We start from the raw sequence: 20,358 nt of genomic DNA, 5'->3' as shown, positions 1-20,358 counted from the left end.
ATTCCGACACTCCGGCGCTGAGGGAGTGCATGTGATCCACCCACCCTTCGGACTCACTCGGCAGCAACGTCCGTCCTCGAACACGGCTCACCGGAGGGACCGTTGAGGCCCGACGGCGGACCAGAGGACTTCTATCTGAATTCAGGCAGGCGTGACCTGTACACCAACACCGGAGCCTTCAGGCAGTCACGCGGTCGCGCCGACATCGTGGTCCTGACCCTGGGTGAGGAGGAGACACAAGCCGTCACGGCTGCGCTCCAGCGCCTGCCGAGACACCGTCAGGTGCGGCTCGTCTCCGGAACGCTGGCCCACGAGGCAACCTTGCACAGCGACAACGGACCTATGCGAATCGCCGCAGCCCAGACACCGGTTTCCGGGCCCGCCACCAAAGGCTCCGGACATGTCGGTCGCAGCTCTGAACAACTCCCCGACCCGGCCGGAACTCCCAGGCACACCACGATGATCGAGGCCTACCAGCCGTCGACGGTACTGCTGGTAGGCATCGGCGGCGGTCTGGCCGACCAGGTACGCATCGGCGACGTGGTCATCTCCGACGAGTCCCGGCCGGATACCCCGCGCGGCACCCGCAGGCACGGCCAGCCGATCCCCTCCGCCCTCGGACACCGCCTCGACAGCTTCCTCGCCCACCAGGGCAACGACGTGCCCAGCCCATACGGTGTGCCATTCCGGCTGCACCGCGGTCTGATCAGCACCGAGATCACCGAGATCATCAACGCGGCCACCGAAACCGCCCCGGAAACCCGAACCAGCCAGGCAACCGTCCACGACCCGGTCACCGGCACCGCACTCGCCGTCGAGACGACGCTCGCCGAGCTGGTACAGGCCATCCACCGACGCACCGCGCCACTCGACTGCCTGGCGGTACTCGGCATTGCCAACCGCGCCAACACCCGGCGGCCCGCGGCCGGCGATTTCCGTGCCTTGGCCGCCGCAAACACGGCCACAGCAATCCTCACGCTCATCCCCCACCTCCGAAGATTCGGCTGACACTCGTCCAACCACACCCTCAAGCCACCGAGGTACCACCGCGGCATCATGCGCAGACACCGCAGCAGCTCGCCCGGCCTCAACTCGGCAACAGCTCGGCCTCTGCTCGGCGAAGTCGATCCGCACGGCAGGACTGGCCCATGCGACCGTCCAGCGGCACACCGTGAACCCGGCCGGTAGGTCAGCCGGCGACCAGGCGCAACGGAGATATCCTGCGTAGCGCCTCGGCAGTTGGCTCATCGGCGGGGAGCTGAACCATGAGGCGCAGGCCGTGGTCACCGGGGAGGACCATGGTCTCGAAGGACAACCGGAGCGGGCCCGCCTCAGGATGGTTCAGCCGAAGAAGGCCGTGGGCGCGGGGTAGGCCCGGCACTCGCTCGGCCCGCTCCGTGAACTCCTCCCCCACCAGCGCCGTCAGCTCGGCAGCGAACTCTGGTCGGAGCGGACCATCCTTCAGCGCCGCCACCTGTTCGTCGGCCACCTGCGACCAGTCGGGGAAGGCCCTCCGGGCCCGCGGGTCGGCGAACACGTATCTGGTCAAGTTTGGCGGATCGCCCTCCAGCAGACCGATCGGCCCACCCAGGCTGCGCAGACCCGCCGTGAACGCCAGCACGTCGCCGACCTGGTTGACCAGCATCGCCGCGGCCGGCTCCAGCTGCGCCAGGATCGCGCGCAGACCCTCCCGCACGCTGCGAGCCGGAGCCGTCGTCAACCGGCCGCAACTCACCGGGGACGTCCTGGTCAGCCGGTAGAGGTGGGCACGCTCCGCGGCGGTCAGCCGCAACGGGCCGGCCAGTGCGGCCAGCACCTGTGGCGACGGATGCCGGTCACGGCCCTGCTCGATGCGAGTCAGATACTCCGGGCTGATGCCGGCGAGCATCGCGACCTCGGTGCGGCGCAGACCTGGTGTGCGCCGGCGGCCTCCCGAAGGCAGTCCGACCTCGGCGGGCGTCACCTCCGCCCGCCGGGCCCGCAGGAAGACGCCCAGCTCGTTCTCGCTCATGACCCGACCCTAGCCACGCCGACGACCGCGAAGGTGGCCCTCCTACTACCAGCCTTGACACGGCCTCCCTAACCTCCGCCGGACGCGCCAGAGTCGAGACGACCCGAGGAAAGGCGAGGCTCGACATGGCTTCGAAAGTGGTAGTGGTTGGTGGCGGCTACGCCGGGATCGTGGTGTCCCGGAGGCTCGACGAGATCGCGGACGTGACGCTGGTGGAGCCGAAGGAGACATTCGTGCACCACGTCGCCCACCTGCGCGCGGTGGCCGATCCCCGCTGGATCGACAAGATCTTCTTCCCCTTCGATGGTCTGCTGTCCCGGGGCCGCGTGCTCCGGGACACCGCGACCCAGGTCCGCCCCGGCCTGGTCACCCTCGCCTCCGGTGGCCGGGTGGAGGCCGACTTCGTCGTGCTGGCGACCGGTTCGGACGGTCCGTTCCCCGCCCGCATCGAGGCCACCGGGCGCGACGAGGCGGCGGGGCGGCTCCGCGAGCTGCACACATCGCTGGAGCAATCGGCAGGGGTGTTGCTGCTCGGTGCGGGTCCGATCGGCCTGGAGTTCGCCGGAGAGATCGCGGCGGCCTGGCCCGGAAAGCCTGTGACGGTGATCGACCCCGCAACCGAGCTTCTGGGCGGCCGGTTCACCGTCGAGATGCGGGCAGAGCTGTTACGGCAACTCGACAAGATGGGCGTTCGGCTGCTTCTGGGCACCAAACTCGACGCCCTGCCGGACACCCCAGCCGGTGTGGTGCAGCCGTTCACAGTGGCCACCGGCAACGGCGAGCAGCTCACCGCCGATCTGTGGTTCCCCTGTTACGGCTCGACGGTTCCGGGCGGTCACCTCGGTGCCGAGCTGGCCCTGGCCCGGCAGCCCGACGGCCGGCTGACGGTCACCGAGCACCTCCGGGTGTCCGGTCACGACCGGGTCTTCGCCGTCGGCGACGTCAACGACACCCCGGAGCTGAAGACGGGCCGGGCGGCCGGGCGTCAGGCGGAGGTGGCCGCCGACAACATCCGCGCCCTGATCGAGGGTGGTCCGCTCACCACGTATGAGCCGTTCCCGGACGGCATGATCCTCACCCTCGGCCCATCCGGCGGCGCCGGATATGCCCCGGAGTTCGGCTTTTTCGACGCCGAGGCGACCGCCCAGTTCAAGTCCACTTTCCTGCTGGACCACTACCGGGGCCTGCTCGGTGCGGCCCAGCGCCACGGCTGACCGGGTGGACGGCCCCCGGCCCTCCGGGCGCGAGCTCATCCGGCGGGGATACCGAGCGCAGGCATGTTCACGCCCAGTCGCACCCGCGGATCGGCAATCACGTCGGGCAACGCCGAGAGCGACCGGACGGCAGGGCGTGTAAGCCGGTGATAGGGCATCGGGCGGACGAGCGGAGTCAGGCGGACCAACGGCCCCAGGCAACCGAACGGTGCCAGACGGACGAACGGTGCGAGACGGACGAACGGTGCCAGAAAGACGAACGGTCTCAGACAACGAACGGTGCCAGACCGACTAACGGTCTCAGACAACGAGCGGTACAGGTGGACGAACGGTCTCAGACAACGAACGGTGCCAGACCGACTAACGGTCTCAGACAACGAGCGGTACAGGTGGACGAACGGTCTCAGACCAACGAACGGTGCCAGACCGACTAACGGTCTCAGACAACGAGCGGTACAGGTGGACGAACGGTCTCAGATCAGCGAACGGCGCCAGACTGTCTAACGGTCTCAGGCGGCATTGCGGAAGGTAAGGACCGCCATGACACGACGGATGTCGTCGTCGGACGGGGGCAGGGTCAGCGTGGTGAAGATGGCCGCGATGTGCTTGCTGACCGCGCCGTCGCTGAGGAAGAGGCGCTGGGCGATGGCCGCATTGGAGCAGCCCTGGGCCATCAGCTCGAGGACCTCGCGTTCACGTGGGGTGAGCCGGACCAGTGGAGAAACCGTGCCGCCGGAGGACAGGATTTTGACGATGACCTGCGGATCCATGGCCGTTCCACCCGCTGCGAACCGGCGGACCACCTCGGCGAACTGGTTGCGGCCGAGGACCCGGTCCTTGTAGAGGCCGACGCCATGGAGATACCAGCCGTCGGAGTGTCGCTGTGGGAGAGGCGGCGGCGTCCGGATGACGTCCGGCACGGCGGGGCCGGCCCATCGGCGGGCGAGCCGTCGCCCGAGCGCGGCGATGGGCCGGCGCTGACCGGAGGCTGCCGCAGGATAAGGGCGGACGAGGTCACGGAGATCAAGATCAGGATGGCGTAGGTGAATCCAGCGGCCGCGAAGAGGAGGAGGGTGGCACACCGACGCGCGGCGAGAGCGTGACGGGTCATGGCCGGAGTCTTCGCTGCGTCGAGCGCCAGCACATGCCAGCAAGCTACCGAGCCGGGGTGGGGTTAAGTGCACCTCGATTGGGCAATTTGTCCTATATGCTCGCTTATGGCAGCTACTGCGGGTTTGGATTCTCACATGCGATACATCGTTCACGAGGCGCCGCTGCGCCGGGCCCCGTCGAATATCACCGCCATGATCGATCTGGAGCCGTTCGGGTTGCCGGGCGAGATGGAACAGGTCTGGATCACCCCGCCTTCCGGCACCACCGCGGCGATGGCCTGTGTACCGTTTCGTGCCTACGGGCTGGCGCTGAACGACGTCGTCGGCCTCGACACCCATCGGCGGCGGGTGCGGCAGCTACTCCGCTCCTCCGGGCATCAGGCGTTCCGGCTGCACTTCTCGCGGTGCTCCGAAGAGGAGGCGACGGCACTGCGGACCGGGGTGGAGTCGACAGTCGAGCAACTCGGCCTGGGTTGCGAGTGGAGTGGCGACCGGCACGTGGTGATCGACGTGCCACCGGGTGTCGAACTCGACCCACTGGAACCGGTCATTCGCGACTATGTGGATACCGGCAGGGCTTCCTGGGAATGGAGCCACGTCGAGCCGTTCCGCAGTTAGGAGAAACCGATGCCGATCACCGCATTCGTCCGGGAGTGGCACGACGACGAGAGCTGGGGCGTCCTCGACTCGACCGAGACGCCGGGCGGGTGCTGGGCGCATCGCAGCAATGCCGCCGTCCGCGGCTATGCGACCTTCACCACCGGCCAGGTGGTCCAACTGGAATTCGAGGCCGCCGGTCAGGATGGCTATGCGTTCCGCGCCTTCCGGTTCTGGCCGGCGGGCCAGAAACCGGACCGCCACACCCCGGAGACCATCAGACCCGCAGGCGAGCCCGCCCTGGATCCTTCCGGTGCGGCGACAGCCGGACCAGCAGAAGGCTGACACCGGAGGATCTCGGCACGGAAACCACGAACCGGGCTGTGACCAGACCAGCAAGCGAGCCGACTGGGGCCGATCGGCCAGCGCAGGAACCGGGCGGCGGTCCACAACGCAAGCCCCGGCTGACGGCCGACAAGCGAACCAGGGCGAGGGGACCCGGCAACAGGACGCAGGCGGACTACGGCTAGAAGGCCGAGCAACAGGCCACGAGCGGACCACAGCAAGCAGACCGAGCAACAGGCCACGAGCGGACCACAGCACGAAGACCGGGCAACAGGCCATAGGCGGACGCCAAACAAGGCTGGGCAACAGGCCACGAGCGGACCACGGCAAACAGGCCGGGCACAAGACCGCAGGCGGGCCGAGGCGCGAGGACCGGACGGAAGGCCACGGACAGGCGAAGCAGGACGAGCCGGACGGCGGAGGAGGGCCGGTCAGCGCAGGAAGAGCCACGTCAGCGGGATGGACAGGAGGATGTCGGGGACCTGCGACATCGTGAGGAGGTGCCGGAGGCGGGTGTTCGGGTGCCAGCCCTCGGGGAACAGGTAGTGGGCGACGAGGAGCTTCACACCGTGGATTGCGCCGAGCCACATCATGAAGACCAATGGCGACCAGGTGACGTAGCCGACGACCTCGACATGGTGGCCTGCGGTCAGGAGCATCACGACCTCGCTCACGACGATGACCGGCAGGTAAAAGAAACCGGCCGTCCACCACGTGAAGAAGCGGGTGAGATGCCGGAGCACGAAGTCGACTTCGTCGGTCACCGGGCGGAAGGCATCCTCGCGCAGGCTGGCGACACGTTCCTCATCGTTGCGGCCGTCGTCGCCGAAGAACTTTGCGGCATACCGGCCGACCAGCCGGGCCGGCAGTTCGAACAGGTCCACCGTCACCGGCTGAACAGCATCTGTAGCAGGTTGCGGCGCAGGCCACCAGGCATCTTCGGGGCGTGGCGGCGGGCCGGATCCACCTCGGACAGGCGCGCCTGCAGACGTTCCTCCACCCACGGCCCACCGGTCCAGAGCAGCCCACCGATGGAATCCACGGCCCCGGCCCGAGGGCGGGACTGCCGACTCGAAGAGAGGGACGCGAGAGAGATTCGGCAGAGGATGCGGGTGTAGGCGGGACCGAACCAGCACCAGGACGGTGGCTCCGGGGGCAGGCCCAGCCAGTCGCCGAGCGGCGCCAGGAAAGGTTCCTCCGGGCGCTCGGGTGGGCCCCACAACTCGTCGTCGTCCAGGGTGTATCCGCCGGCCATCGATGCCGACATGTAGATCATGTCCGGGTGCGCCAGGGCCAGCGCGAAACGGCGGACCCTTTCGTCGTTCGGGTCGACCGCGACCCGCAGGGTGTGGGACACGGTCGGCCCGAAATGGCGGGGCCTGCGGGCCGACAGAGTTCCGGCGTGGACCGGTGGCTTCCCGGCGAGGGCGAAGAGGGTGTCGGCCTCCGCGAGACCCCGGCGGAAACCGTCCTCGCCGTCGCGGTCCAAGCGTCCGCGCAGTGGCTCCACGTCGCCGAAACGGCGGGGCATCGCCTCCGGCAGGTGTCGGCGCGCGGCCTCCAGCCAGCGGGACGCGATGTCCGGAGAGCGGGTGGCCGGCTCATACCACCGCAATGTGAGCACGTCGATCTTGCGTTCCGCCACGCACCCTTCCTACCAGAGGACGGCCAGGACACCACCGCCCGCAAGGCCACCGACTACGAGGCCACAGATCGGAGCATGGCCGGCTGAGACCGGCGGCAAGAGCACCACACGGGCCCAGACACGGACGGCGCGGGCGACGCTCTAGCGCGACGGGCACGGGCGACGCGCGACACGGGCGGGCGCACCACCAACGGGCTCGGGCGGGCGGGATGGCTGCCCGGACATGAGGCGTCGAGCGGGATTCCGGCGCACCGGCCGCAGCCGCACAGCACACCCGGACACGAAGCCACCGGGCGAACTTCCCGGCCCACCAGCCGCAGCCGCACAGCACGCCCGGACACGAAGCCACCGGGCGAACTTCCCGGCGCACCAGCCTCAGCCGCACAGCACGCCCGGACACGAAGCCACCGGGCGAACTTCCCGGCGCACCAGCCTCAGCCGCACAGCACGCCCGGGCATGCGGCCGCCGGGTGGGCTTTCCGGTTCGCCGGGCGCGGCTGGGTGGCATGCCCGGGGGTGGGTTGCTGTGGTGTCGATATCGCCACGCAGAGGGCCGAACCGATATGCCGCATTAATCGACGTTTCTCGATAGGAAGGTGGTGTCCTTCAACCCCGTTCCCCCGGAGGAAGCCATGCTGATCCGCAAGATCGCGGCGGCCGTCTTCGCCGTTCTCGCCCTCGGTGGCGTGCAAGCGGTCACCGCCGCCCCCGCCACCGCGGCGCCCCGCGTCCTGTATTACGACGCCAGCCAGGCGCAGGAGTTCAAAGCGGTCGTCGACCAGGGTGCCCAGATCTGGAACAACAGCGTCACCAACGTTCGCCTGCTGCCGGTGACCGCCGGTCGTACGCCGAACATCCGGATCTACGCCGACAACGGCTGGCCGCGTACCTACTCCAGCTCGCTCGGCAACGGCTACTGGTACATGGGCCGCCAAGCGGTCAACCAGGGCTACAACCCGCCGCGGATCTCGGCGCACGAGTTCGGGCACATCCTGGGTCTCCCGGATCGGCGGACCGGGCTGTGCGCTGACCTGATGTCCGGCAGCAGCGCGCCGGTGAGCTGCACCAACGCGAACCCGAATGCCACCGAGGCGCGCACGGTCAACAACAACTTCGCGGGCGCCGCCGTCGCCGTACCGTCGCAGGTCTTCGCCTGGAGATGAGCAACGAAGTAGGGCCTCGCGGTTAAAACGAAGCGGTAGCAACGAAGCGGTAGCAACGAGGCGGTAGCAACGAGGCGGTAGAACGAGGCCGCAAGCGAGGCCGCAAGCAAGGGGCCGTAAGCAAGGGGCCGCAAGCAAGGCCGTAAAGGCGAGACGGCAAACGAAACGGCAAGGGAAACCGGCAAGGAGAACCGGCCCGGCGGCGATTCAAGAGACCATGACACGCCGCCGGGCCGGTTCGCGGACGTCTCAGACGGCCGGGGCGTCCCAGAAGACATAGATCGAGCCGTACGGCACGGACGCCTTCTCCCCGGCGGCGCAGCTGCCGGCCGGAGCGACCCCACCGGAGGTACGCAGCCGGTTGATGAAGTCGGCCCGGCTCAGCACGCCCTTCCCGGAGTGGGTCTCGACCTTGAGCAGCAGCTCCGGGATGGCGCCGTCGACCGTCGAGGACGCGGCCCGCGACGCGGTGACCAGGGAACCGTCGCGCAGCGACTGCCAGCTCGGCCCGCCGAAGTGGTGGATCCGCCCGCCGGTGCCGATGAGCTGTGCCTCAGGCGTCGACGATCCGGTGAACGCGCCGGTCGTCGCGCCGGCCGGCACCACGCAGGTGTAGGTCTGGGTGCCGCTGGTGACGATGTACGCGCCGACCAGTTTGGACCCGGCCGGCGGCCGGATGTCCTTCGGGATCAGCGGGACGGCGACGGGACGGGCGCCGGCCGGGCCGTCGTTGTGCACGCCGGCCAGCGCCGGGGTGGCGATGGTGGCGGCGCCGAGGGCGGCGGCGACAGCGACGGCACTGATCCGGGAACGGGTAGTGAGCATGACTTTCCCCTGCCTGCTCGAGTGGGCGGAGCCGCCCACCGGGCGTCGCGGAGACGGAGCGGAGCCGCCCGCCTCCGATACGAAGGTCGCGACGGCGGGCGGAGCTGCCCACCGTCGCGACATGACACGGGTCCCGGCCCGTGACGGTTCGACATCGACAGGGAACTGTCCGTTTGTTTACTCGGCAAGGGGCGAACGGATGCGACCGGTCACCGAGCCGAGCCCGACAACCGAGCCGCCCGGGCCTGGCGCGACCGCGCTGATCACCACCTCGTCACCGTCGGCGAGGAAGGACCGTTCCGAACCGTCCGGCAGGCGCAGCGGTGTCGTGCCGTTCCAGGACAGTTCGATCAGGCAGCCGGGTGAGCCGCCGCTGATCGTCCCGGACGCGAACAGGTCTCCGGTCCGCAGCGAGGCGCCGTTGGCGGTCATGTGGGCGAGCATCTGGGCGCCCGTCCAGTACATGCCGGCGAACGACGGCTGCGACACGACGTGACCGTTGATACGGATCTCCAGCCGGATGTCGAGACCCCACGGCTGCGCCTTCTCGTCGTCGAGGTAGGGCAGCAGCGGGACGGTCCGTTCCGGCGGGCCGACCCGGGCGTGGTCGAGCGCGGCCAGCGGCAGGATCCACGGTGAGATCGACGTGGCGAAGCTCTTGCCCAGGAACGGGCCGAGCGGCACGTACTCCCAGGCCTGGATGTCGCGGGCGGACCAGTCGTTGACCAGGCACACCCCGAAGACGTGCCGGTCGAAGTCGCCTAGTTCGACCGGTTGCCCGAGCGTCGAGCCGGCGCCGACGACGTACCCGAGTTCGGCCTCGATGTCGAGTCGCCGCGACGGACCGAAGGTGATCTCGCCGTCGGGAGAACGCCGCTGGCCGGAGGGCCGGGTGATCTCCGTGCCGGACACGACGACCGTTCCGGCCCGGCCGTGGTAGCCGATCGGCAGGTGTTTCCAGTTAGGGGTGAGCGGCGCCTGGTCGGGCCGGAACATCCGGCCCAGGTTGGTGGCGTGCTCCTCGGAGGCGTAGAAGTCGACGTAGTCGGCGACCGTGAACGGCAGGTGCATGATCGCGTCGTCGCGGACCACGAGATGCGAACGGTGGACCTCGTCGGTGACCCACGTGGTCAGCAGCCCGCGCAGTTCGGCCCACGTGTCCGGCCCGGCGGCGAGCAGCGCGTCGAGCGACGGCCCGGCGACCGCGCCGGCCAGCTGCGGGGCCAGGCGCCGGACCGTCGCCGGCAGATCGATGACCAGGTCACCGATGGCGACACCGATCCGCGGGTGCGGGTCGGCGGGCGTGCTGAACACCCCGTAGGGCAGGGCGGTGACGCCGAACGGATGGCCGGACGGGATGTCGAGCCAGGTCACAGTGCTGCCTCCGGGATGAGTCGGTAGCGTCGCAGGCCGGCCACCGGCTCGTCGATGCTGCACGTGCCGAAGCTGATGAAGTGGTGCCGGACCGCCTTGGCCAGCACGTCGTCGATGCCGGCGACGGCCGCCGCGACCCGGTCACCGTCCTGGTCGACGAGCGCCCGCTCGATCTCGTAACCCTGGAGGGCACGTGCGGTCGCCAGCAGGACGTTGAGAAAGCCGTGGTGTTCGAAACCGGTCACGGGGTCGCGGTGGCGGATCGGGTCGTGCAGGCCCGCGGTCAACTTGAACGCGAGACCGCCGCGTACCGCCGCCCAGATCGCGCCGGCCAGCTCGGCCTCGGTCGGGAACGCGTCCGCCCGTACCCCACCGGTCCTGATCTTCAATCGCAACCCGGCGTCGCGCAAGGCCGCGACGCGCGTCGCGGTGATCTCCCGGCAGGGAATTTCGATGTACGCCGTACGCCCACCCCCGCCAGTCAGAGCGGGCCCTTCCACCGCGACCACGTCGAGTCCCGGCGCGGACGGCACCTCGTCGACCGGCCCCGGCAGCACGAGCGACACCTCGATCGCCGAGCCGCCGGACGCCACCGAGGCCAGCTCGCCGAAGCGCGCGAGCGAGCACACGAACGGCCCGACCAGCGGCGAACCCTGCCGGGCCCGATGGGCGGAAACGGCCTCGCCCATCGGCAGGTTCCCCGGCGGGAAGATCGCCGCGTCGTCGAACAACCCCGCGAACAGGGCCCTCACGAGTTCCGCGCCCAGGTCCAGGCGTAGACACCGTCGTCACACACCCGGCCGGCCTCACCGAGCCCGAGCGGCCGGAACGTGTCGACCATGACCGCCAGTTCGTCGAACCGCTCCGCACCGAGGCTGCCCTGAACGGCGCCCGGCTGCGGCCCGTGCGAATGCCCGCCGGGATGCAGCGACACCGATCCGACGTTGATCCCCGACCCCTTACGCGCCTCGTAGTCACCGCCCACGTAGAACATGACCTCGTCGCTGTCGACGTTCGAGTGGTAGTAGGGAACCGGCACCGCGAGCGGGTGATAGTCCACCTTGCGCGGCACGAAGTTGCAGATCACGAAGTTGTTGCCCTCGAAGACCTGGTGCACCGGCGGCGGCTGGTGGATCCGCCCGGTGATCGGTTCGAAGTCGGCGATGTTGAACGCATAGGGGTAGAGGCACCCGTCCCACCCGACCACGTCGAACGGGTGGTGCGGCAACACGTGCACGGTCCCGGCGAGCCCGGCCGGGCCGTCACCGCGATGCTTGATGTAGACCTCGACGTCCTCCCCCTCCACGACATGAGGGGCATCGGGAGTACGCAGATCCCGCTCGCAATAGGGCGAGTGTTCGAGGAACTGCCCGTACCGGGAGAGGTAACGCTTCGGCGGCGCGATGTGGCTGCTCGCCTCGATCGTGTAGAGCCGCAGCGGCCCGTCCCCCGACGGCACCCACCGGTGGGTGGTGGCCCGGGGCAGGATGACGTAGTCGCCCGCCCCCACGACCAGGTCCCCGAAGACGGTCTCGACGGTGCCCGAACCGGCCTCGACGTAGACGCACTCGTCACCGGTGGCGTTGCGGTACAGCGGCGAGGCGGTGCCGGCCACCACGTACCCGATCCGCACGTCGCCGTTGCCGAGGATCAGCCGCCGGTCCCGGACCGCGTCGCACGACTTCCACTCCTCGCCGTCGAAGAGCTCGTGCAGGCGCAGGTGCCGGGGCAGCAGCGGCTGGTTGGCCTCGGTCGACTGGTCGGGCAGCTGCCAGATCCGCGCACCGGTGACCGCCGACGGCACGTGCCGGTGGTAGAGCAGCGACGAGTCGGAGGAGAAGCCCTCCTCGCCCATCAGCTCCTCGTAGTAGAGCTTCCCGTCCGGGTCCCGGTGCTGGGTGTGCCGTTTGGCCGGCACATCGCCCATCTTTTGATAGTGCGCCATCAGAAGTTCCCGCGTTTCGCCTGCTCCCGCTCGATCGCCTCGAACAGGGCCTTGAAGTTGCCCTTGCCGAACCCGAGCGACCCGTGCCGCTCGATCAGCTCGAAGAACACGGTAGGCCGGTCGCCGATCGGCTTGGTGAAGATCTGCAGCAGATAGCCGTCCTCGTCCCGGTCGACCAGGATGCCGCGCTTCTGCAGCTCCTCGATCGGGGCCCGCACCTCACCGATGCGCGCGCGCAGTTCGGGGTCTTCGTAATACGACGTCGGCGTCGCGAGGAACTCGACACCCTCCTCGACCAGCGCGTCGACCGCACCGAGGATGTCGTTGGTGGCCAGCGCCAGGTGCTGCGCGCCGGGACCGCGGTAGAACTCCAGGTACTCGTCGATCTGCGACTTCTTCTTGCCGATCGCCGGCTCGTTGAGCGGGAACTTCACCCGGTGGTTGCCGGACGCCACGACCTTGCTCATCAGCGCCGAGTAGTCGGTGGCGATGTCGTCGCCGATGAACTCGGCCATGTTCGTGAAGCCCATGACCCGGTTGTAGAAATCCACCCACTGGTCCATCGCGCCGAGCTCGACGTTGCCGACGATGTGGTCGAGAGCCTGGAAGATCCGCTTCGGCGCTCCGGGACGCTTGCGGTGCGTCGTGGTCCGGGCGACATAACCGGGGAGGTACGGGCCGGAGTAGTGCTGCCGGTTGACGAGCGTGTGCCGGGTGTCCCCGTAGGCGGCGATGGCCGCGATCCGGACCGTGCCGTTCTCGTCGGAGACGTCGTGCGGCTCCTCGAGGATCGTGGCGCCCTGGGCGCGGGCGTGCTCGATGCACTTGTCCACGTCCGGGACGGTCAGGGCGATGTCGGTGATCCCGTCGCCGTGCACCGCGTGGTGCGCGATCACCGGGCTGTCCGGGTCCACGCCACCGTTGATGACGAACCGGATCGCACCGCTCTTCAGCACGTACGACATGTGGTCGCGGTTGCCGTTCTCCGGGCCGGAGTAGGCGATCAGCTCCATCCCGAAGGCGGACTGGAAGAAGTGTGCGGTCTGGGTGGCGTTGCCGACCGCCCACACGATCGCGTCCCACCCCGTGACGGGGAACGGGTCGCCGGCGGAGTCGTACTCGACGAGCCCCACGAGCTGCTTGAGGGTGTCGAGATCAAGCTCCGCGAGGCGTTCCTCGCTGGTCAGCGTCTCGTTGACGGACATCGGCGCTCCCTTCAGCGGCCTTGCTGATGCCCCCAGCTTTACGAGACCCCGGTCACTGCACAACAAGCACATTTTTCCCCGGGCAGATTGCTCAGAACAGCGGGACGAAGGTCCTTCCCCCTGGTCAATTTGCCCAGACGCGGCCACGTCCGTCGTGCTTGGCGTGGTAGAGGCTGCGGTCCGCGTCGGTCAGCAGGGTGGGCAGCTCGCGCTGGCTGCCGTGGTGCACGCCGATGCTCACCGACACCGTCAGCCCGAGAGCCAGATCGCCCCACGCGTGCGACCGGACGGCGTCGAGGATCTGCTGCGCCCGGGCCGACGGGATCTCGCTGTGCACGTCGGCCAGGATGACCACGAACTCGTCGCCACCCAGCCGGGCCGCCAGGTCGATCGGGCGCACGTGCAGCGCCAGGATCTGCCCGAGCCGGGCCAGCACCAGGTCACCGACGTCGTGGCCGAAACCGTCGTTGACCGCCTTGAAATGGTCGACGTCGATCATCATCACCGCGTAGGCCGAGTCCTCCGCCCGCTCCCCCAGATCCGACAGGTACGCCTGGTAGCCGCGCCGGTTCGCCAGGCCGGTCAGTTCGTCCACCACCAGGTCACGGCGCAACTGTTCGTGGTCGCGGCGGCGGCGCTCCACGGCGATCGCGTCGCGCATTCCGGACATCCGGTCGACCCTGTCGTTCCATCGGAGTACGGCCAGCTCGTCGCCGTACCGGATGGCCTCGGGGTTGGTCCCGGGCCGCTTCGCGGCGATGCACAGACGCAGCAGCTTCATGCCGGTCGGCAGCGGGATGCCCACGTCGTCACCGGCCTGCACGGCCAGTCGCGCCGCGGTCTCGGCGTCACCCTCGCGGGCCGCGGCGATCGCCCCGCCCAGCGCGGCGACCCGCCCCTCGGCCGGTACCGGATCGTCGTCACCGGCGATCGCGGCGAGCAGATGCCGCATGCCGTGCACCTCGCCCACCCAGCCCGGCGGCCATTCCGCATCGGTCGGGTCACCGACGGCCAGCGCGGTCCGGGCCCGGGCCGCCGCCTCCTCCCACTGGCCGATCGCGACCAGGCAACTCGCCCAGTCCAGCGCCAGGTCGAACGAGTTGATCGACACCACCCTCGCCTGCCGGCGGATCGTCGCGGCCCAGCGCGGATGCGGAGGCGACAGCGTCTGCTCGGTGAGCTGGTAATACTCCTGCGCGAGCTCCCAGAACCCCAGCTCGTGGGCGACACAGGCGACCTCGATCAGCGCGTTGGCCCGATGCACCACCAGCCCGGTGCCGTCCGCCTCGTCCAGCCGCACCACCGCCTCGACCAGCAGCGCGGCGGCCGACTCCCCGGTCAGCGCGAGCCGGCGGCGGCTGGCACAGCGCAGCGCCTTGAGCGCGATCGCCAGCGCCAGCAGATCCGGATCACCCAGCAGCAGGGCCGTGTCGATCATCGCGTTGACGTGCTCGGTGTCGTCGAGGCCCTCCTCCAGGCAGGCCAGTGACCGGGCCATGTGCAGGAGCAGGCGCACATCCTCCCAGCCGCAGGCCCGCGCCTCGTGCTCGGCCCGCTCCACAGCGACGGGGTCGTTGTGGCCCTGAGAGGCCTCGATGAGCTGGTAGGCGCGCTCGATCGCCGCTTCGTGACCAGCACTCATCGGGTCGCGGTCGGGCACGCTGTCCTCACAGTCCGCCGCTCACGGCGATCGCTTCCGCCGCCGTCACCATACCGGTCAGTGATCGCCGAAGTACGCGAACCGGCCTCGCCGCCCGAACCGGCGAAGCCGTTCCGGCGGTCGATGTCTCCCGGGCCGGGCCCGCCGCCCGGACCTGTGGAACCATTCCGGCGGTCGATGTCTTTCGGGTGGTGACGGAACCCGAACGGAGCGAGGCATGACGGAACGGATCAGACAACTGCTCGACGACGCGGTCGGCGGGCTCGAACCACAGGACCGGGACCCGGTCGGGTCGGTGCTGCGCCGCGGACGGGCCGCCACCCGGCGCCGGGCCACGATGGCCGGGGCGGCCGTGGCCGTGCTGGCCGTCGGCGCGATCACCGCCGGTGGGCTGATCAGGAACGGTCCGGCACCGCAACCGGCCGGGCCGACACCGGCCACCGGCATCGCGCCCACACCCACGGTCACCGGTGGCAAGGTGATCGCCGGTGCCCTGCGGATCCCGGTCCCCGCCGGGTGGCACGACCTCACCAGCGACGACGCGGCATCGTGCGTGCCGCGGACAGCGCAGACCCTCGCCATGCTCGTCCCGTCCGGCGGCGACGGCACCTGCCAGAAGAAACAGATCCTGGTGTACGGCTCCGGCGAACGCACCATCGACCGGTCGGGCCGCCGCCACCAGGGCACCGACGGTGTCGTCCGGATGAACCAGGGCCCGCCCGTGACGATCACCCTGCCCGGCGGTGAACCGGCCTGGCTCGCCGTCGACTTCGACAACCAGTACCTGAAGCCGGGCATCCCGACCGCCCGCAACCTCATGGTGATGCCGTGGTCGCTCGTCACCGTCCACTGGGTCATCGACGGCCCGGCACAGCGCCGGGCCGTCGCGTCGATCCGCACCACACCGACCGGGGCGGGGGTCCTCCAGTTGCCCGACACCGCCGGCGGCGCCTACTACACCGGGCCGGACGGCAGCGGCGACCTCACCGGCAGCGCCGCCGTCACCGGGCTGATCCGGACCCTGCGCGCCCAGACCGACGTGGTGGCGAACGCCGACGCCTGCGCGAACGAGTCACAGGAGACCGCCGAGATCACGTTCATGCCCGACGCCGGTGACCTGCGGCAGTTCCATCATCCGGCCGACCCGGCCGTGTTCCGGGTGGTGATCTCGCTCGGCGGCGAGTGCCAGGAGGCGGTGTCCTCACACGGCGGACGGGTCCGGCTCAGCGACGCGACCGTCACCGCGCTGAAGGCGATGTTCCGGTGACCGACGACGCATTCGCCGCGTTCGTCGGCACCCGCTATCCGGCACTCGTCCGCTACGGCGCCCTGCTCACCGGCGACCGCGGCCACGGCGAGGACCTCACCCAGGAAGCCCTGGTCAAAACCCATCGCGCCTGGCGCAGGCTGCATCCCGACGGCGATCCGGAGGGCTACACCCGGCAGGTGATGGTACGGGCCGCGTGGCGCGCCGGACGCCGGTTGTGGCGCCGTGAACTGCCCGCCGCGGCACCACCGGACCGGGCCGCCGACGGTGATCCGTTCGACCTGCGGGACACCTCCGAGGTGGTGCTCGCCGCCCTGCGCGAACTGCCGGCCGGACAGCGGGTCGTGCTGGTGCTGCGATACTGGGCGGGACTCTCCGAGCAGGAGATCGCCGTCCAGCTGGGATGCTCGGCCGGAACCGTGAAGAGCCGGGCCAGCCGGGCGATCACCGCCCTGCGCCGCGCCGACGGGCCGCTCGCCGACGCGTTCACCGCCCTGCCGGCGTCACCCCGGTAGGCGGGTGGAAACGGTGCCCGTGCAAGATCGGGGTCATGTCCGAACAGAGCGTGCTCACCGGGATCACCGGCGGTCTCGGCCGGCTCACCCTCAACCGGCCGGGGGCGATCAACGCTCTCACCGCGGAGATGGTCGGCATTCTGCGGCGTACGCTCGCTGACTGGTCGGAAACGGACCGGGTCCGTGCCGTGCTCATCAGCGGCGCCGGATCTCGTGGCCTGTGCGCCGGAGGCGACCTGCGTGCCATGCACGCCGACGCCGTCTCCGGCGGCACCGGATCGCTGGATTTCTGGGCGGAGGAGTACCGGCTCAACGCCGACCTCGCCGAATACCCGAAGCCGGTCGTCGCGTTCATGGACGGGCTGGTCATGGGCGGCGGCATCGGGGTGTCCGCCCACGCGTCGCTGCGGGTCGTCACCGAACGCTCCCGGCTCGCGATGCCCGAGGTCGGCATCGGCTTCCACCCCGACGTGGGCGGCTCGTGGCTGCTGGCCCGCGCGCCCGGCGAGATCGGCACCCACCTCGCGCTGACCGGCGGGGCCATCGGCGCTGCCGACGCCATCCTGGCCGGACTCGCCGACGTGTTCGTCCCGTCCCACCGCCTCGGCGAACTGGCGGAAGCCCTGTGTTCCGGCGTCCCGGAGCGCGGGGCCCCGGGCGCGGGCGCCGCCGAGGTGGTCGGGGCGTTCGCCGTGTCACCGCCGCCGGGCGACCTCGCCGACGCCCGCGGGTGGATCGACGAGTGCTACACCGGCGGCGACGTGACGGCGATCCTCGACCGGCTCGCCTCGTCGCCGTCGGCGGCCGCGCAGGCGGCAGCCAAGGAGATCGCCACGAAGTCCCCGACGTCGCTGGTGGTGGCGTTGCGCTCGGTGCGGGCGGCGGCCGGGATGGCAGGGTTGCGGGAGGCCCTCGACCAGGAGTACCGGTTGTCGGCGGCCCTCCTCCGGCTGCCTGACCTGGCGGAGGGCATCCGAGCCCAGATCATCGACAAGGACCGGCGGCCGCGCTGGCAGCCACCCACGCTGGCCGAGGTCTCCCCCACGGTGATCGACGCCTGCTTCACCCCGCCCCCGCACTGACCCCGTCGCCACCGCCACCGCGCTTCCGGCCCGGACCGGTCTCCCCCGCGGATCCTGAGCCTGGCCGGCCGTCCGCGGGCGGTGGCCGGATCGGTCGACAGTTGGCACATCGGGCCGGGAACTAAATCGGTCGGGCCGACGACCACCAGGTAGCCCGCTACCTAGGGTGAACCGACCGCCGCCGCACCCCGTACCTGAGCGCGGACCACGACTGCGAGAGGACACTCTGCATGGCCGACGCCGACCTGACCGCGTATGCGTTCGCCGCCGGCCGTGGCGACCGGGACGCGGCTGCCGCCCTGATCCGGGCCACCCAGTTCGAGGTCGCCCGTTTCCTGAGGACCCTCTCCGGTGACGCCGACGTCGACGACCTCGTTCAGGACACGTTCCTGCGCGCACTGCGGTCGCTGCCCGAGTTCGAAGGCCGTTCCTCGGTACGGACATGGCTGTTCTCCATCGCCCGGCGGGTAGCCGCCGACCACATCCGGCACATCACCCGCCGCCCACGGGTCGCGGCCGTCACCGATTGGGTGACCAGCGCCGACGCCGCCGAGTCCGGCACGCGCCCCCGTTTCGAGGAGGAGCACGCCCTGACCGCACTCCTCACCGCCCTGCCCGACGACAGGCGGGAGGCCTTCGTGGCCACCCAGGTGCTCGGCCTCTCCTACGCCGAGGCGGCCGAGGTCTGCGACTGCCCCGTCGGCACGATCCGCTCCCGGGTCGCCCGAGCCCGCGAGGACCTGGTGGCAGCCTTGGCCGCCTCCTCCACCCGAGCCGTCGGCTGAACGATCCGGCCCGCCCGCCGCCGACCGGGTCATGCGCGACGACGCCCCGGTGACGTGATCGACAGGCCGGGACGGGTGCCGGGCTCAAGTCGCGGTGACTACCGCCGATGAACGAGCGTGGCGAAACTCTGGTCGCGGGACGCGACGGCGGCTTGGCGGTGGTGCCTGGCCGTCGGCGCCGTCGTCACTGCCGGGTACGCCATGCTGCCCGGCACCGGCCAATGGCACGCCGTCGCCTACGGGCTCGCCGGCTGCGCCTGCGTCGTCGTGGTGCTCGCGGGAGTGCGCCGCTACCGGCCGGAACAGCCGGCCACCTGGTACGCCTTCGCCGCCGGCCTCGGTGTGTGGGTCGCCAACACGGTCATCGACCGGGTCACCACGCAAGCCCCGTGGTCGCACATCAGCGCGGTCCTGGCACTCGCCGGATACCCCCTGATCTGTCACGCCCTGGTCGGCCTGATCCGGGGCCGGGTACGGTCCCACGACCGGAGCGCGGGCGTCGACGCCGCGATCGTAGCGACCAGCCTGGCCCTGCTCTTCTGGACGTTGATCGGCGAGGAGTCCGCCCTCCCGTGGGTGCAGCTGGCCATCGCGGGCGGCGACATCGCCCTGTTCGTGCTGACGTCGCTGCTGGTCACCACGCCGGGCGCGCGAACTGTCAGCTACCGGCTGCTGCTGGCCGCGCTCGGACTGACCGGCCTGTCCGACATCCTGATCATGACGATGCCGTTCCGGCCGGGTGGCGCCGCCGACCTGGCACTGATCCTGGCCAACACGTTCGCCGCGGCCGCCGCCGTGCATCCGTCGATGCGGCAGCTCACGGTCCCTTTGGCACAACCTCCCGGCTTCGTACGCCCACGCCTGGCCCTGCTGACCGTAGCCATCCTGCTGGCCCCCGCGGTGGGCCTCTACCAGGGCGCCACCGGCCGGACAGCGGACAGCTGGCTGCCGGTGGGGATCGCCTCGATCATCCTGTTCCTGCTGGTGAGCGCCCGGATGGCCGGTCTCGTGCAGCGGGTCGAACACCAGGCCCGGCGGCTGTCGGTGCTGGTCAATCAGGATCCGCTGACCGGTGTGGCGAACCGCCGCCGCTGGGACCAGTGCCTGACCGCCGCCCTGGACCGGTCGGCGCTGACCGGCGAACCGCTGGTGGTGGCACTCCTGGACCTCGACCACTTCAAGCGGTACAACGACGCTCACGGTCACCAGGCCGGCGACGAGTTGCTCACCAGCGCCGCGACGGCCTGGTCCACCGGCTTGCGCGACGGCGACCTGCTGGCCCGCTACGGCGGCGAGGAGTTCTGTGTGCTGCTGACCGGCCGCACCACGGCGGAGGCCGCCGCCGTGGTCGAGCGCCTGCAGGCCCTGACACCACTCGGCCAGACATTCTCCGCCGGGGTGGCCGCTTGGAACGGCCGGGAATCCGCCCAGGAGCTCCTCGAACACGCCGACCGCCTCCTCTACGCCGGCAAACACGCGGGCCGAGCCCGCGTGATCACCGAAACCGTCACCATCCCGGCACGAGCCGCCTGACAAACACGCCGCGAGAAGCGCGGCCGAGGCGTGGCATGGCCGAAGCAAGGCGTGCATGGCCGAAGCAAGGCGTGGCATGG

The 20,358-nt window shown here is 70.2% G+C and carries 20 protein-coding genes; 10 read left to right on the top strand and 10 right to left on the bottom strand.

Going from position 1 to position 20,358, the window contains the following annotated elements:
• Positions 1 to 102 precede the first annotated feature (102 nt).
• Positions 103 to 1,008 (top strand): phosphorylase family protein, encoded by a 906-nt coding sequence (locus tag ACFO0C_RS34555; RefSeq protein WP_378070969.1) that lies wholly within the window; start codon positions 103 to 105, stop codon positions 1,006 to 1,008.
• A 181-nt stretch (positions 1,009 to 1,189) separates the two neighbouring features.
• On the opposite strand, the gene ACFO0C_RS34550 is transcribed toward ACFO0C_RS34555, so the two are convergent.
• Positions 1,190 to 2,011, bottom strand: a complete 822-nt coding sequence (locus ACFO0C_RS34550; protein WP_378070968.1) for a helix-turn-helix transcriptional regulator — start codon at positions 2,009 to 2,011, stop codon at positions 1,190 to 1,192.
• Between the two features lie 125 nt (positions 2,012 to 2,136).
• On the opposite strand from ACFO0C_RS34550, the gene ACFO0C_RS34545 reads away from it, so the two are divergent.
• Positions 2,137 to 3,225: an NAD(P)/FAD-dependent oxidoreductase gene (locus ACFO0C_RS34545; RefSeq protein ID WP_378070967.1), complete on the top strand. Its 1,089-nt coding sequence runs from the start codon at positions 2,137 to 2,139 to the stop codon at positions 3,223 to 3,225.
• Positions 3,226 to 3,734: 509 nt separating this feature from the next.
• On the opposite strand, the gene ACFO0C_RS34540 is transcribed toward ACFO0C_RS34545, so the two are convergent.
• Positions 3,735 to 4,145, bottom strand: coding sequence for a response regulator transcription factor (locus tag ACFO0C_RS34540; RefSeq protein WP_378070966.1), 411 nt, complete (start codon positions 4,143 to 4,145; stop codon positions 3,735 to 3,737).
• Between the two features lie 327 nt (positions 4,146 to 4,472).
• Between ACFO0C_RS34540 and ACFO0C_RS34535 the strand changes: the two genes are divergently transcribed.
• Complete coding sequence (locus tag ACFO0C_RS34535; RefSeq protein WP_378070965.1) at positions 4,473 to 4,955, top strand: DUF4265 domain-containing protein; 483 nt, start codon at positions 4,473 to 4,475, stop codon at positions 4,953 to 4,955.
• Positions 4,956 to 4,964: 9 nt separating this feature from the next.
• Positions 4,965 to 5,279 (top strand): cold shock domain-containing protein, encoded by a 315-nt coding sequence (locus tag ACFO0C_RS34530; RefSeq protein ID WP_378070964.1) that lies wholly within the window; start codon positions 4,965 to 4,967, stop codon positions 5,277 to 5,279.
• Between the two features lie 431 nt (positions 5,280 to 5,710).
• Here ACFO0C_RS34530 and ACFO0C_RS34525 read toward each other — a convergent pair whose 3' ends face one another.
• Together ACFO0C_RS34525 and ACFO0C_RS34520 are read right to left on the bottom strand one after the other, a co-directional pair.
• The gene (locus tag ACFO0C_RS34525) at positions 5,711 to 6,169 is read right to left on the bottom strand and encodes a hypothetical protein (RefSeq protein WP_378070963.1); all 459 of its coding nucleotides are present in this window, start codon (positions 6,167 to 6,169) and stop codon (positions 5,711 to 5,713) included.
• Entirely contained in the window at positions 6,166 to 6,924 is a 759-nt protein-coding gene (locus ACFO0C_RS34520; protein WP_378070962.1) for a hypothetical protein, read from the bottom strand. The genes ACFO0C_RS34525 and ACFO0C_RS34520 overlap by 4 nt, the downstream gene beginning before the upstream one ends.
• Before the next feature lie 632 nt (positions 6,925 to 7,556).
• On the opposite strand from ACFO0C_RS34520, the gene ACFO0C_RS34515 reads away from it, so the two are divergent.
• Complete coding sequence (locus tag ACFO0C_RS34515; protein ID WP_378070961.1) at positions 7,557 to 8,087, top strand: snapalysin family zinc-dependent metalloprotease; 531 nt, start codon at positions 7,557 to 7,559, stop codon at positions 8,085 to 8,087.
• 249 nt (positions 8,088 to 8,336) lie between these two features.
• On the opposite strand, the gene ACFO0C_RS34510 is transcribed toward ACFO0C_RS34515, so the two are convergent.
• From ACFO0C_RS34510 to ACFO0C_RS34485, 6 genes are all read right to left on the bottom strand, one after another.
• Positions 8,337 to 8,912, bottom strand: a complete 576-nt coding sequence (locus tag ACFO0C_RS34510) for a DUF3455 domain-containing protein (RefSeq protein WP_378070960.1) — start codon at positions 8,910 to 8,912, stop codon at positions 8,337 to 8,339.
• 177 nt (positions 8,913 to 9,089) lie between these two features.
• Positions 9,090 to 10,286 (bottom strand): fumarylacetoacetase, encoded by a 1,197-nt coding sequence (fahA, locus tag ACFO0C_RS34505; RefSeq protein WP_378070959.1) that lies wholly within the window; start codon positions 10,284 to 10,286, stop codon positions 9,090 to 9,092.
• Complete coding sequence (locus ACFO0C_RS34500; RefSeq protein ID WP_378070958.1) at positions 10,283 to 11,038, bottom strand: hypothetical protein; 756 nt, start codon at positions 11,036 to 11,038, stop codon at positions 10,283 to 10,285. Before ACFO0C_RS34500 ends, fahA begins: the two co-directional genes overlap by 4 nt.
• Positions 11,035 to 12,231, bottom strand: a complete 1,197-nt coding sequence (locus ACFO0C_RS34495; protein ID WP_378070957.1) for a homogentisate 1,2-dioxygenase — start codon at positions 12,229 to 12,231, stop codon at positions 11,035 to 11,037. Before ACFO0C_RS34495 ends, ACFO0C_RS34500 begins: the two co-directional genes overlap by 4 nt.
• A complete protein-coding gene (gene hppD / locus ACFO0C_RS34490) occupies positions 12,231 to 13,436 on the bottom strand; it encodes a 4-hydroxyphenylpyruvate dioxygenase (protein ID WP_378070956.1) in 1,206 nt (401 codons plus the stop codon). The genes ACFO0C_RS34495 and hppD overlap by 1 nt, the downstream gene beginning before the upstream one ends.
• 124 nt (positions 13,437 to 13,560) lie before the next feature.
• Positions 13,561 to 15,078 (bottom strand): GGDEF domain-containing protein, encoded by a 1,518-nt coding sequence (locus ACFO0C_RS34485; RefSeq protein WP_378070955.1) that lies wholly within the window; start codon positions 15,076 to 15,078, stop codon positions 13,561 to 13,563.
• Between the two features lie 235 nt (positions 15,079 to 15,313).
• Here ACFO0C_RS34485 and ACFO0C_RS34480 point away from each other — a divergent pair, with 235 nt between their 5' ends.
• From ACFO0C_RS34480 to ACFO0C_RS34460, 5 genes are all read left to right on the top strand, one after another.
• Positions 15,314 to 16,363, top strand: coding sequence for a hypothetical protein (locus ACFO0C_RS34480; protein WP_378070954.1), 1,050 nt, complete (start codon positions 15,314 to 15,316; stop codon positions 16,361 to 16,363).
• On the top strand, positions 16,360 to 16,878 hold the full coding sequence (locus ACFO0C_RS34475) for a SigE family RNA polymerase sigma factor (protein ID WP_378070953.1): 519 nt from the start codon (positions 16,360 to 16,362) through the stop codon (positions 16,876 to 16,878). The genes ACFO0C_RS34480 and ACFO0C_RS34475 overlap by 4 nt, the downstream gene beginning before the upstream one ends.
• Positions 16,879 to 16,913: 35 nt before the next feature.
• Positions 16,914 to 17,960 (top strand): enoyl-CoA hydratase/isomerase family protein, encoded by a 1,047-nt coding sequence (locus ACFO0C_RS34470; RefSeq protein ID WP_378070952.1) that lies wholly within the window; start codon positions 16,914 to 16,916, stop codon positions 17,958 to 17,960.
• Between the two features lie 230 nt (positions 17,961 to 18,190).
• Positions 18,191 to 18,745, top strand: a complete 555-nt coding sequence (locus ACFO0C_RS34465) for a sigma-70 family RNA polymerase sigma factor (protein WP_378070951.1) — start codon at positions 18,191 to 18,193, stop codon at positions 18,743 to 18,745.
• Positions 18,746 to 18,862: 117 nt separating this feature from the next.
• Positions 18,863 to 20,278, top strand: coding sequence for a GGDEF domain-containing protein (locus tag ACFO0C_RS34460; RefSeq protein ID WP_378070950.1), 1,416 nt, complete (start codon positions 18,863 to 18,865; stop codon positions 20,276 to 20,278).
• Positions 20,279 to 20,358 lie beyond the last annotated feature (80 nt).

It is taken from the genome of Actinoplanes subglobosus, from assembly GCF_042650585.1.
In the GTDB taxonomy this organism is placed as follows: Bacteria; Actinomycetota; Actinomycetes; order Mycobacteriales; family Micromonosporaceae; genus Actinoplanes; species Actinoplanes subglobosus.
This window is presented reverse-complemented; position numbering and strand designations above follow the sequence as displayed.

Bases quoted from the DNA above. Each gene is read 5' to 3' on its own strand.
- ACFO0C_RS34550 (WP_378070968.1), bottom strand. From the start codon at position 2,011: ATGAGCGAGAACGAGCTGGGCGTCTTCCTGCGGGCCCGGCGGGCGGAG.
- ACFO0C_RS34545 (WP_378070967.1), top strand. From the start codon at position 2,137: ATGGCTTCGAAAGTGGTAGTGGTTGGTGGCGGCTACGCCGGGATCGTG.
- ACFO0C_RS34535 (WP_378070965.1), top strand. From the start codon at position 4,473: ATGCGATACATCGTTCACGAGGCGCCGCTGCGCCGGGCCCCGTCGAAT.
- ACFO0C_RS34530 (WP_378070964.1), top strand. From the start codon at position 4,965: ATGCCGATCACCGCATTCGTCCGGGAGTGGCACGACGACGAGAGCTGG.
- ACFO0C_RS34515 (WP_378070961.1), top strand. From the start codon at position 7,557: ATGCTGATCCGCAAGATCGCGGCGGCCGTCTTCGCCGTTCTCGCCCTC.
- ACFO0C_RS34510 (WP_378070960.1), bottom strand. From the start codon at position 8,912: ATGCTCACTACCCGTTCCCGGATCAGTGCCGTCGCTGTCGCCGCCGCC.
- ACFO0C_RS34495 (WP_378070957.1), bottom strand. From the start codon at position 12,231: ATGGCGCACTATCAAAAGATGGGCGATGTGCCGGCCAAACGGCACACC.
- hppD (WP_378070956.1), bottom strand. From the start codon at position 13,436: ATGTCCGTCAACGAGACGCTGACCAGCGAGGAACGCCTCGCGGAGCTT.
- ACFO0C_RS34485 (WP_378070955.1), bottom strand. From the start codon at position 15,078: ATGAGTGCTGGTCACGAAGCGGCGATCGAGCGCGCCTACCAGCTCATC.
- ACFO0C_RS34480 (WP_378070954.1), top strand. From the start codon at position 15,314: ATGACGGAACGGATCAGACAACTGCTCGACGACGCGGTCGGCGGGCTC.
- ACFO0C_RS34470 (WP_378070952.1), top strand. From the start codon at position 16,914: ATGTCCGAACAGAGCGTGCTCACCGGGATCACCGGCGGTCTCGGCCGG.
- ACFO0C_RS34465 (WP_378070951.1), top strand. From the start codon at position 18,191: ATGGCCGACGCCGACCTGACCGCGTATGCGTTCGCCGCCGGCCGTGGC.